The organism is Pseudomonas sp. 1 (assembly GCF_056626735.1).
The window spans coordinates 96,333-108,368 of record NZ_JBWXMQ010000011.1 but is presented as its reverse complement, the minus strand read 5'-3'; the positions used below and the strand labels follow the sequence as shown (position 1 = coordinate 108,368).

The following is a 12,036-nucleotide window of genomic DNA, read 5'->3' as shown; positions in this document are numbered from 1 at the left end:
GCAGTCGTCGATTGAAAATTCAGGCAATGGCGGGCATCGAGTGCCGGCGGTGATGTACGTCGAGCTGATCCTTGATGACCTTCAGCACTTTGGCCTCGTGTTCATGGATGAAGAAATGACCGCCGGCCAGCATGTCCACGGAGAAACTGCCGAGGGTTTCCTTGCTCCAGCCGATCAATTGCTCGGTGGTCGCGCGATCAGTGGTACCGCCCAGCACATGCACCGGGCATTTGAGCAGCGGGCGCTGGATCGGCTGAAAACGTCCGCACAACAGGAAGTCGGCACGCAGCACCGGCAGGGTCAGGCTCATCAATTCGGCGTTGGCGAGAATGTCTTCGCTGGTGCCATTCAAGGTGCGCAACTGCTCGATCAGTTCGGCATCGCTCTTGGGTTCGGCGAAACCGCGGTCATAGTCACTGCGCAGCGTCGGCGCCGCCGTACCGGAGGCGAACAGCGCAACCGGTTCCGGCAATCCCAGGGCGCGCAAGGCATGGGCCAGCTCGCAGGCCAGCAGCGCGCCGAGGCTGTGGCCGAAAATGGCATAAGGCGCGCGCAGGGTCGTTTGCAGTTCGCTGGCCAATTGACGGGCCAGCGCGCGCATATCGGTTTGCAGCGCTTCGCCAAAACGTGCGCCGCGACCCGGCAGCTCGACCGGTTGCAGCGTCAGCCACTGCGGCAATTTGCGTCGCCAGCGGCTGTAGACCATGGCACTGGCGCCCGAATAAGGAAGGCACAGCAATGTCAGCTGAGTCACCCGGCTCACCTCGAAAAGTTGTCTGTATAGAAGAACGAAGGCAGCCCTGCAGAAATTAGCCCGCGCGCGTCTGTTCAGTCATTTCAAGTGGCGGAAACTCTGCACCGCGGAGCCCAGCACCACCGCCCCGGCGGCAATCGCCAGCCAGAAACCGCTGCGGGCGCCGAACGCATCCACCAATGCGCCGGAACCGGCAGCGCCGATGGCCACACCGATGCTCAGGCCGGTGACCAGCCAGGTCAGGCCTTCGGTGAGCTTGGCCGGCGGCACGATGCGTTCGATCAACGCCATCGCCACGATCAGGGTCGGCGAGAAGAACAGCCCGGCGATGAACACCGCGACAGCCAAGCCGAAAATATTGCTCGCCAGCAGCAACGGCAGCGTGGTCACCGCTGTCGCCAGACCGCCGTAGAGAAACAGGCGCGGCAGCGGCAGTTTCGAACGCATCGCGCCGAAGGCAATGCCGGCCAGACAGGAACCGATGGCGTACACCGACAACACGATGCTGGCCGCCGCCGGCTGGCCCTGCTGCTGGGCGAACGCGACGCTGACCACATCCACCACGCCGACAATCACGCCCATGGCGAGCATCAACGCCAGCAACCATTGCACGTCGGTCGAACGAATGATCGAACCCTGATGCTGCGACTCACGCGGATGCACCGGCGGCTCGGTGCTGCGCTGGGCAACAAACGCCGTCACGCCAATCGCCAGCATGATCAGCGCCGCCAGTGGCCCGGCCTCGGGAAACACGCCGACGCACAGGCCGACCGACAACGGCGGGCCGACGATGAAACAGACCTCGTCGAGCACCGACTCCAGCGCATAGGCGGTCTGCAATTGCGGCTGGCCGCGATAGATTTCGGTCCAGCGTGCCCGCGCCATCGCCGACATGCTCGGCATGCATCCGGCCAGTGCGGCGCAGACAAACAGGGTCCAGGTCGGCGCCTGCAAACGGGTGCACAACAGCAACATCAGCAGCGCGCCCCCGCCGATCAGCGCCGCCACCGGCAGCACTCGCCCCTGACCGAAGCGATCCACCAGTCGTGACACCTGCGGCGCGCAAAACGCCGTGGCCAGGGCAAACGTCGCTGCCACCCCACCCGCCAACGCGTAGCCGCCGGTCAATTGCGAGAGCATCGTGATCACGCCGATACCGGTCATGGAAATCGGCATGCGCGCGATCATCGCGGCCATCACAAAGGCCCGGGCGCCGGGGGCGTTGAACAACTCGCGGTAAGGATTTGCCATCGGATGCAGCCTCATCAGGGGCGGCCAAGTTGCCACAAAGCCTGACGGCCGGGGAAGCGCGCAATTGTTGGTGGAGTGTGAAGTCCCCAACGCGCGCAGGGCCAATCGCTGCTGGGTTGATCGTTCCCACGTCGAGGCGTCGAACCGTCCGCGTGGGAATGCATCCCGGGACGCTCTGTGTCCCATGCGGACTCGGGAACGCCCAAGAGAAACCTGTCGATCATTTCATGTACGCGGATGAACTCTCGCCGCCGGCCATCAGTCAGCTAAATAAGCCCCCAACCCAAGGCGCAACCCTGCATGCAGATTTCCCTCGCCCGTCAGGTGGCACTCGTCACCGGCGCCAGTTCCGGCATCGGCCACGGCGCCGCCAAAGCCCTGGCCGCTGCCGGTGCTGCCGTCGTCATCAACTACAACCGCCAGGCCGAGCCGGCCGAAGCGCTGGCCCGGCAGATCGTCGCCGACGGCGGTCAGGCCATCGCCATAGGCGCGGATGTATCGAAGGAAGAAGATGTAGAGCGGCTGTTCCAACAGACCCTCGATACCTTCGGAACACTGGACATTCTGGTGGCCAATTCCGGCCTGCAAAAAGACGCGGCGGCTGTGGATATGTCGCTGGACGACTGGAACACGGTAATCGGCGTCAACCTCACCGGCCAGTTCCTCTGCGCTCGCGCCGCGCTGCAGATCTTCAACCGCCAGGGCGTGCGCGAAGGCGTGTCCCGGGCTGCCGGCAAGATCATCCACATAAGCTCGGTGCACCAGCGCATTCCCTGGGCCGGGCACGTCAATTACGCAGCGTCCAAGGGCGGCGTCGATCAGTTGATGCAGACTCTGGCCCAGGAGGTCAGTCACCAGCGAATCCGCATCAACGGCATCGCGCCGGGGGCGATCCGCACGGCGATCAATAAGGACGCCACCGAAGGCGACGCGGGCCAGGCCCTGCTCAAACTCATCCCTTACGGGCGCATCGGCGATGTCGAGGACGTGGCCAACGCGGCGGTGTTCCTCGCCTCCGATGCCTCCGACTACATCGTCGGCACCACCCTGTTCATCGACGGCGGCATGAGCCTCTATCCGGAGTTCCGTGGCAATGGTTGAGCATCAATCCGAACGACAAAGCCCCATCGACGCCCACGGCATCATTGGCGACCTGCGCAGCGCCGCGCTGATCAATGACAAGGGCAGCGTGGATTTTTTCTGCTGGCCGGAGTTCGACAGCCCGTCGATCTTCTGCTCGCTGCTCGATACCCCCGATGCGGGGATTTTCCAGTTGGCCCCGGACCTGCCCGACGCCCGGCGCGAGCAGATTTACCTGCCGGACACCAACGTTTTGCAGACCCGTTGGCTCAGCGATCACGCCGTGGTGGAAATCACCGATCTGCTGCCCATCGGCGACAACGACGATGCACTGCCGCTGTTGATGCGCCGGGTGCGGGTGGTCAGCGGGCAGGCGACGTTTCACCTGCGCTGCGCCGTTCGGCACGACTATGCCCGCGCGCAAACCCGCGCCGTTATCGATCAAAAGGATGTGCTGTTCAGCGCCAGCGGGCAGCCAACACTGCGGCTGGCCTCGGACCAGCCCTTGAGCGTCGGTCAGGACGCCGCCGTCGCGCAATTCACCCTCAAGCAGGATCAGACCGCCGCGTTCATGCTCGGCGCCAGCGATGATCCGCGCTTTGCCGAAGGCGCCGCGCAGTTGTGTATCGAGCGCACGCTGAAGTTCTGGCGCGACTGGATCGGCCAGTCCAACTATCGCGGTCGCTGGCGGGAAATGGTCAACCGCTCGGCCCTGGCCCTGAAGTTGCTGACCTCGCGCCAGCACGGCGCGATCCTCGCCGCCGCCACCTTCGGCCTGCCGGAAACCCCCGGCGGCGAACGCAACTGGGACTATCGCTACACCTGGATCCGCGACGCCTCGTTCACCGTCTACGCCTTCATGCGCCTGGGTTTTGTCGACGAAGCCAACGACTACATGCGCTGGTTGCGCGGGCGGGTCAGCGATTGCAGCGGCCATCGGATGAAGCTGAACATCCTCTACGCCATCGACGGTCGCCAGGAACTCCCGGAAACCGAACTCACGCATTTATCCGGACACGGCGGCGCAAAACCGGTGCGCATCGGCAATGGCGCCTACGACCAGATCCAGCTGGATATCTTCGGCGAACTGATGGACGCCGTTTATCTGGTCAACAAGTACGGCGACGCGATTTCCCACGAAGGCTGGAAACATGTGATGGAAGTCATCGATCAGGTCTGTGAGACCTGGCAGACCAAGGATGTAGGCATCTGGGAAATGCGCGGTGAGCAACATCACTTCCTTCATTCACGACTGATGTGCTGGGTGGCGCTGGACCGGGCGATCCGCCTGGCCTCGAAACGCTCGCTGCCGGCGCCCTTCGCCCGCTGGGACCAGACCCGCCAGGCAATCCACGCCGACATCTGGGACAACTTCTGGAACGAGGAGCGTGGGCATTTCGTGCAATACCAGGGCGGCACGGCGCTCGATGGCTCGATGCTGCTGATGCCGCTGGTGCGTTTTGTCAGCGCCAAGGATCCGAAATGGCTGGCGACGCTGGAAGCGATCGAGCAGCACCTGGTACGTGACGGCATGGTTTACCGCTATCGCAATGACGATGCCGGCATCGATGGCTTGTCCGGCACTGAGGGCGCCTTTGCCGCGTGCTCGTTCTGGTACGTCGAATGCCTGGCCCGCGCCGGGCAAGTGGAAAAGGCCCATCTGGAGTTCGAGCAACTGCTGCGTTATGCCAATCCACTTGGGTTGTACGCGGAGGAATTCGATAACCGTGGCCGGCATCTGGGTAATACGCCACAGGCATTGACCCACCTGGCGCTGATCAGCGCGGCGAGTTTTCTGGATCGCAAGTTGAGTGGGGAGAAGAATTACTGGCAGCCGTAGTCATATTTCTTCGCCAGAGCCTGTAAGAAAAATCTCAACTCCAATTGCCGTTTGTAGGAAGGCCACCGACGAACGGCAAACAACCCCGAGCCTTGCCCTTGGCGGGCCGGCCTACACAATCTATTCCTTTCGATACAACTGGTTGATGGCACGGCCCGCAAAAACCTGCCAACCCCGTGTAACGCTTGGCCCGCAACTCGCACTTACACCCCGAAATACCTTGTTGCCAGCTGTTACATCCACCCCTACCATCCACCGCAACGGGCACAGCGGAGCTGTCCAATAAAAACCCGATTCAAGGAACCAGAATGAGCCAACGCATCCACCGCCCCATCGATTCCCCTCTGCGTACGGGCCTGACCCGCGACGAACTGTGGGAAGCCGCCGACAAGGGCCTGATCAAATGCTGGGAAATCGGCCGCCAGCGCGCCATCCGCTTCCCCGACCTCGCCCAACGCTGCAGCGCCGACGAACTGCCGGTGCTGGGCTGGAAAGGCGGGGTCAGCCGCAGCCTGAAGAAGAATGAAAAGTACGGATCACTGAAATACCTGGCCCAGTGGCAGGGGTTGCGTGGCGAGGATCTGGATATTGATTTGGGTGCCGAACGGGTCATGACCTGCTCGCGGACGAAAATGGTGGTGACGTTTACGCCGGATCGCAGCAAGTATTTCAATCAGGTGGCGGAAGCTGAAACTTGAGGAATCCCGTATGACCCAAGCCGTGATGCCGTTTTGCAAGACTGAAAGTCTGACCATCGCCTATGAGCATCACGGCCCTGAAGACGGCATGCCGGTCATCCTGCTTCACGGCTTCCCCTACTCCCCCCGCGCCTACGACGAAATCGCCCCGTTCCTCGCCGCCGAGGGTTATCGAGTGATCGTGCCGTACTTGCGCGGTTACGGCCCGACCCGTTTCAACAGCGCGGACACGTTGCGTTCCGGCCAGCAAGCGGCGCTGGCTCAGGATCTGCTGGATCTGATGGATGCGCTGGGTATCGAGCAAGCGACGTTGTGCGGTTACGACTGGGGCGGTCGGGCGGCTTGCATTGTGGCGGCGTTGTATCCCGAGCGGGTGCGTGGGTTGGTGACGGGCGATGGCTACAACCTGCAAGACATTCCGAATTCGGTGCAGCCGCTGGATCCGCAGAGCGAGCACCGTTATTGGTATCAGTACTACTTCCACACGCCCCGTGGCGTTGCAGGGCTGACGCAGAATCGTCGGGCGCTGTGCGAGTTGCTGTGGCAATTGTGGTCACCGACCTGGGCGCGGAACGCCGAGCGTTATCCACTGAGTGCGCCGGCGTTCGACAACCCGGATTTCGTCGAGGTGGTGATTCACTCCTACCGCCATCGGTTCATGTACGCGCCGGGTGATCCGGCGCTGGAAGGCATGGAGCAGGCGCTGGAGAAACAACCGGCGATCAGCGTTCCGACGATTTCGCTGTGCGGTGCGGATGATGGCGTCGGCCCGGCTCCGGAAGACGATGAAGATGCGCAGCACTTCACCGGGGTTTACGAGCGGCGGGTGCTGGCGGGTGTCGGGCACAACATTCCCGAAGAAGCGCCGGGCGAAACGCTCAAGGCATTACTGGATCTGCTCCAGCGCTGACCGAAAACCGCTCCCGATACGCCTGCGGCGTCACGCCCATGGCCCGCAGGAAACTGCGTCTTAACGTCTCTTCACTGCCAAAACCACAATTGGCCGCGACCCGCTTGATCGGCAACCCGGTATCGCTCAACAACCGGCGCGCGGTTTCGACGCGGATCAGTTCAATGGCCCGGGCCGGGGTCTGGCCGGTGTCGGCGCGGTAGTGGCGCACGAAACTGCGTTCGCTCATGCCGGCCTGTTCGGCGAGGGTCGGGATGCCCAGATCGCAAGTCAGGTGTTCGGCGATCCACGCGTGCAGGTCGTCGAAGCGGTTGCCCTGTTTTTGCAGTGACAGCGTCACGCTGAATTGCGACTGCCCGCCCGGTCGCTTGAGGAAAACCACCAGTTGCCGGGCGACGTCCAGGGCCATTTCGCGGCCGAGATCGTCTTCGACCATGGCCAGCGCCAGGTCAATGCCGGCGGTAACGCCTGCCGAGGTCCAGACCGGGCCGTCGTTGATGAAGATCGGATTGGGCTCGACCTGCAAGCGTGGATGTTGCTGCGCCAGTTGCTCGCAACGGGTCCAGTGGGTGACGACCCGGCGACCGTCGAGCCAGCCGCTGGCGGCCAGCAAAAACGCCCCCGTACAGACCGAAGCCACGCGTCGGCAGCCATTGGCATGTTCGCGCACCCAACTCACCAATTCGGCGTCTTCGGCAGCGGCGTAAACGCCCCAGCCGCCAGCGATGATCAGCGTATCGCTGGGCTGCTCCGGCAACGGTTCGGCCAGCATCGCCAGCCCGGCGGAGGAGTTCACCGCCCCGCCGCCGCTGGCGATGACCAATGGCGCGTAAGGCGCAGGCAAACCCTGCTGGCGGGCGATATCGTTGGCCGAGGCGAAAACCTGCAACGGCCCGGTGACATCGAGCAATTGCACATTGGCGAAGGCGAGTACGTGGATGGTTTTCGGCATTTGGCGTAATTCGAGGGCTGATTGGCGTATGCGCCAAAACCTACGCGCCTACAGTGAAGCCGTCTACCCCCTTTTCACGGAGAAGAACCATGGCGTTGCAGATCGGTTTTCTGTTGTTTCCCCAAGTGCAGCAACTCGACCTGACCGGCCCGTATGACGTGCTGGCCTCGTTGCCGGACGTGCAGGTGCATCTGGTCTGGAAGGATCTGGTGCCGGTGACTTCCAGCACCGGGTTGCTGCTGAAACCGACCACCACCTTCGGGGATTGCCCGGATCTGGACGTGATCTGCGTACCCGGCGGCGCCGGGGTCGGGTCGTTGATGGAGGATGAGCAGACGCTGGCGTTCATCAAGACGCAAGCGGCGCAGGCGCGTTACGTGACGTCGGTGTGCACCGGTTCGCTGGTGCTCGGGGCGGCGGGTCTGTTGCAGGGCAAACGGGCGACCACGCATTGGGCTTATCACGATCTGCTGCCGACACTGGGCGCGATCGCGGTGAAGGATCGGGTGGTGCGCGACGGCAATCTGTTTACCGGGGGCGGCATCACGGCCGGGATCGATTTTGCCCTGACCCTGGCGCAGGAACTGGTCGGCGTCGACACCGCGCAGCTAGTGCAGTTGCAGCTGGAATATGCGCCGGCGCCGCCGTTTGATGCGGGCAGCCCGGACACTGCGCCGAGCGGGATTGTCGATGAGGCGCGCAAGCGTGCGGCACCTTCGCTGAAACTGCGCCGGGAAATCACCGAGCGCGCTGCGGCGAAATTGAACCTGCGCTGATCTTTCAGCCAGACACAAAGCCCTGTGGGAGCGAGCTTGCTCGCGATGAGGGCGTGTCAGTTGACCTTTGTGCCACTGACCCACCGCCATCGCGAGCAAGCTCGCTCCCGCAGGGGGGCCTTGCCCTCCTTCACGTCTCATACAGGGAGTGGTGCTGTCCCTGATTTCCCGTACACCTTCACTTGTCCCCTCGCCCCCGGACGTGTAGAAAGCCTGTCCACAAATCGTGCACAAGGACTTTCCATGACCGCTCTGCCATGGCTCTATCTCGGGCTTCTCAGCCTTGGTTACGGATTAGCGCTGAGTTTTGGCCAGCTCGGCTGGCTGGCGCTGATCTCCATTGCACTGCTGGTTTTCGCCGGTTACGCCGTGCGCCAGCAAACCGTGCCGGTCGGGCGATATCTCGGCCATGGCCTGTTTATCGTGCTGGCGCTGGCGCTGGCCCTGCACTGGCTTCCGGGCTTCTACAACGGTCGGGTCATCGCACCGCAGCGCTTCACCGACAACGCGGTGCCGTTCTCGATGTACCTGAATCTCGACAAACCACTGATTGGCTTCTGGCTGCTGCTGGTCTGCCCATGGATCGTCGCGCGGCGCTCGTTGCGCCTGACCGTCTACGCGACCGCGCTGGCACTGACGCTGAGCGTGATTCTGGCGTTGGGCGGCGCGGTGTTGCTGGGCATGATCACCTGGGCGCCGAAATGGCCCGACCAAGCGTGGCTGTGGGTGCTGAATAATCTGCTGCTGGTGACGCTGGTCGAAGAAGCGCTGTTTCGCGGCTATATACAGGGCGGCCTCAGCCGGCGTTTCAAGCACCTGCCTTACGGCGAAAACCTCGCGCTGCTGCTTGCGTCCCTGCTGTTCGGCCTGGTGCATGTGGGCGCTGGCTGGCAATGGGTGTTGCTGGCGAGCCTGGCAGGTGTCGGCTATGGTCTGGCCTATCGTTTCGGCGGGCTTGGTGCGGCAATCGCCACGCACTTTGGCCTGAACCTGCTGCATTTCGGTCTGTTCACCTATCCGATGCTCGCGGGTTGAAGCAAGGGCCGTTTTGCGACGCCGTACTTATAAATGAAAAAAAACTTCAATAAATCGCCGACCCCGCCGACAACCCTTCAAAGCCTTGCGGATTGAAAAACCATGCGTAATAACCAGCCCATTACACAACGCGAACGGACTTTCCCGGCTCAGCAGCGGTTGATTTCCACAACCGATGCCAAGGGCGTGATCACCTACTGCAACGACGCGTTCGTCGAAATCAGCGGGTTTTCGCGTGAGGAACTGATCCGTGCGCCGCACAACCTGGTTCGTCACCCCGACGTCCCGGCGGCGGTGTTTGCGCATATGTGGGGCACACTGAAACAAGGCTTGCCATGGATGGGCATTGTCAAGAATCGCTGCAAGACCGGTGATCATTACTGGGTGAACGCCTATGTAACGCCGGTGTTCGACGGCAATCAGGTGGTCGGTTACGAGTCGGTGCGGGTCAAACCCACCGCCGAACAGATCCGTCGTGCCGAAGCGCTCTACCAACGCATCAACCAGGGCAAGTCGGCGATTCCACAAACAGACAAGTGGCTGCCGGTGCTGCAGGACTGGCTGCCGTTCATTCTGGTCAGCCAGTTGAGCTTCATGATCGGCGCCACCCTGAACTCGCAGTGGGGCTTCGCCCTCGCCGCCGGTCTGTCGGTGCCGCTGGGCCTGCTGGGTCTGCAATGGCAACAACGCGGGCTCAAGCGCCTGCTGCGTCTGGCCGAGCAAACCACCTCCGACCCGTTGATCGCGCAGATGTACACCGACAGCCGTGGCCCTCAGGCGCGTCTGGAAATGTCGATCCTGAGCCAGGAAGCCCGTCTGAAAACCTGCCTGACCCGTCTGCAGGACACCGCCGAGCACCTGACCGATCAGGCCAAACAGTCCGACGCCCTGGCGCACAACAGCTCCAGCGGTCTGGAACGTCAGCGCGTGGAAACCGAACAGGTCGCCACCGCCGTCAACCAGATGGCCGCCACCACGCAAGAAGTGGCGAGCCACGTCCAGCGCACCGCCGACGCCACCCAGGAAGCCAACCGCCTGACCGGTCGCGGCCGCGATATCGCCGGGGAAACCCGCGAAGCTATCCAGCGCCTGTCGGTCGTCGTCGGTGAGACCGGCCTGACCGTGACCCAACTGGCCAAGGACAGCGACGAAATCGGCGGTGTGGTCGACGTGATCAAAGGCATCGCCGACCAGACCAACCTGCTCGCACTCAACGCCGCGATTGAAGCAGCGCGTGCCGGTGAAATGGGCCGTGGTTTTGCCGTAGTCGCCGACGAAGTCCGCCAACTGGCGCAACGCACCAGCGAATCCACCGGCCAGATCCACGCCCTGATCGCCAAGCTGCAACAGACTGCATCCAGCGCCGTACAAACCATGGAAGCCGGCCATCGCCAGGCGGAAGAAGGTGTGGCGCGGGTACTGGAAGCGGATCAGGCCCTGGTCGGCATCAGCGAAGCGGTGGCCAACATCACCGACATGACCACCCAGATCGCCGCCGCGACCGAAGAGCAAAGTGCCGTGGCTGAAGAAATCAGCCGCAACATCAGCAACATTTCGGAACTGGCGGACCAGACCTCGGAACAGGCGCATAACTCGGCGTTGTTGAGTGAAGAGCTGACGAAGACTGCCAACACGCAATACTCGTTGGTGGAGCGGTTTAACCGCTGATTGTTCTGGCAATAAAAACCCCGGACAGCGAAAGCTTCCGGGGTTTTTTGTTTGTTATTTACGGCGATTGACGACTACTGCGGCAAACGAAGCTTGTCCAGCAGACGATTCACCAGCAGCTCGTTCAACATGATCAGCTGTTGCAGCGCCAGCAGCGGTTTGCGCTCCGGGCCTTTCACCGAGTTGGCGATATTGCCGGCCATGGCGTTGGCTGACGACAGTGATTCGCAGGCTTCGACCAGCAGTGTTTCGTCATCGAGCGTGGGATCGACCATGTAGATGGGGCGGGCCTTGGGCGGGAAGTACTTCGGGATTTCGGGGCCGAGGTAATAGTCGAGTGCGCGGTCGGCGGCTGCTTTTGTCTTTTGGGACTCAAGCTCGGGGTCGTTGGAGGTTGGATCGGTTTCTGGCGGGTTTGGTGTGGCTTTGAACATAGATGTAACTCCTATCGCAGACTTCAAGGAGCCATCACCCACGCTACCAAACGATGGGTGGCGGCCATACGCGGGTTGGTAGACCGGCTGCAATAGGAACCCGGCGCTCACGAATGAGCCCCACGCATGACCACCATAAAACCGAGCCCCAAGAAAAGGACTGCATACGGTGTTGCCACACAGCTATTACAGACGGGCTACCAAACCCGATCACTGTTTTTCAGTGACAGGGAAACGATATAGCCCACCCCATAGCCGCGTAAGCCGGCGGATTCTGGCGTACGCGTAGGTAACGACGCAAGGTGTTGTAGCCCTTATGGCGTAACGGTTCGTGTACTTTAAACGCCGTTTCGGAATTACGTTTACGCACAGAAAACAAGCAGATACTTCCCTGCTGCAATCCGCATGGCTTCTCACCACTCAACACGATGAGCGTTAGCTCGAGTACCGCTTTTGATCTTGATCCACGGGCGACGTCGGAAGGCTGAGTGGAGGGATTCATCCGGGGGTGGGAGCGCAGCGACCGTTTGGCGAAGCCAAACACATCGAGAGGAGGTGCAGCGAAGCAAACCGTAGGCGATGCCCCCGGATGAATCCCGGAGCGAAGGAACCCCGAGCCTCAGCGAGCGGGCCGAACG

General features: G+C 62.2%; 11 protein-coding genes. 7 read left to right on the top strand and 4 right to left on the bottom strand.

Annotated elements, in window-relative coordinates:
• Positions 1-19: 19 nt before the first annotated feature.
• Both AC1MDC_RS17930 and AC1MDC_RS17925 read right to left on the bottom strand, forming a co-directional pair.
• Positions 20-754 carry a thioesterase II family protein gene (locus AC1MDC_RS17930; RefSeq protein ID WP_085700193.1) on the bottom strand — a complete coding sequence of 245 codons (735 nt, stop codon included), beginning with the start codon at positions 752-754 and terminating at the stop codon, positions 20-22.
• A gap of 78 nt (positions 755-832) precedes the next feature.
• Positions 833-2,005 (bottom strand): MFS transporter, encoded by a 1,173-nt coding sequence (locus AC1MDC_RS17925; RefSeq protein WP_085703520.1) that lies wholly within the window; start codon positions 2,003-2,005, stop codon positions 833-835.
• A 300-nt stretch (positions 2,006-2,305) separates the two neighbouring features.
• On the opposite strand from AC1MDC_RS17925, the gene AC1MDC_RS17920 reads away from it, so the two are divergent.
• From AC1MDC_RS17920 to AC1MDC_RS17905, 4 genes are all read left to right on the top strand, one after another.
• On the top strand, positions 2,306-3,106 hold the full coding sequence (locus AC1MDC_RS17920) for a glucose 1-dehydrogenase (RefSeq protein WP_227235045.1): 801 nt from the start codon (positions 2,306-2,308) through the stop codon (positions 3,104-3,106).
• The gene (locus tag AC1MDC_RS17915; protein WP_480393428.1) at positions 3,099-4,925 is read left to right on the top strand and encodes a glycoside hydrolase family 15 protein; all 1,827 of its coding nucleotides are present in this window, start codon (positions 3,099-3,101) and stop codon (positions 4,923-4,925) included. Before AC1MDC_RS17920 ends, AC1MDC_RS17915 begins: the two co-directional genes overlap by 8 nt.
• A gap of 308 nt (positions 4,926-5,233) precedes the next feature.
• The gene (locus AC1MDC_RS17910) at positions 5,234-5,623 is read left to right on the top strand and encodes a hypothetical protein (protein ID WP_234204774.1); all 390 of its coding nucleotides are present in this window, start codon (positions 5,234-5,236) and stop codon (positions 5,621-5,623) included.
• Positions 5,624-5,633: 10 nt separating this feature from the next.
• Positions 5,634-6,533, top strand: coding sequence for an alpha/beta fold hydrolase (locus AC1MDC_RS17905; RefSeq protein WP_480393427.1), 900 nt, complete (start codon positions 5,634-5,636; stop codon positions 6,531-6,533).
• On the opposite strand, the gene AC1MDC_RS17900 is transcribed toward AC1MDC_RS17905, so the two are convergent.
• The gene (locus AC1MDC_RS17900) at positions 6,502-7,485 is read right to left on the bottom strand and encodes a GlxA family transcriptional regulator (protein ID WP_480393426.1); all 984 of its coding nucleotides are present in this window, start codon (positions 7,483-7,485) and stop codon (positions 6,502-6,504) included. The genes AC1MDC_RS17905 and AC1MDC_RS17900 overlap by 32 nt on opposite strands.
• Before the next feature lie 89 nt (positions 7,486-7,574).
• Here AC1MDC_RS17900 and inhA point away from each other — a divergent pair, with 89 nt between their 5' ends.
• The 3 genes from inhA (at position 7,575) to AC1MDC_RS17885 (ending at position 10,964) form a co-directional block, all read left to right on the top strand.
• Entirely contained in the window at positions 7,575-8,261 is a 687-nt protein-coding gene (gene inhA, locus AC1MDC_RS17895) for an isonitrile hydratase (RefSeq protein ID WP_480393425.1), read from the top strand.
• Between the two features lie 243 nt (positions 8,262-8,504).
• Positions 8,505-9,296: a CPBP family intramembrane glutamic endopeptidase gene (locus AC1MDC_RS17890; RefSeq protein WP_480393424.1), complete on the top strand. Its 792-nt coding sequence runs from the start codon at positions 8,505-8,507 to the stop codon at positions 9,294-9,296.
• Positions 9,297-9,398: 102 nt separating this feature from the next.
• Complete coding sequence (locus AC1MDC_RS17885; protein WP_085700204.1) at positions 9,399-10,964, top strand: methyl-accepting chemotaxis protein; 1,566 nt, start codon at positions 9,399-9,401, stop codon at positions 10,962-10,964.
• A 74-nt stretch (positions 10,965-11,038) separates the two neighbouring features.
• Here AC1MDC_RS17885 and AC1MDC_RS17880 read toward each other — a convergent pair whose 3' ends face one another.
• The gene (locus AC1MDC_RS17880) at positions 11,039-11,398 is read right to left on the bottom strand and encodes a DUF6124 family protein (RefSeq protein WP_085703528.1); all 360 of its coding nucleotides are present in this window, start codon (positions 11,396-11,398) and stop codon (positions 11,039-11,041) included.
• Between the last annotated feature and the right edge of the window lie 638 nt (positions 11,399-12,036).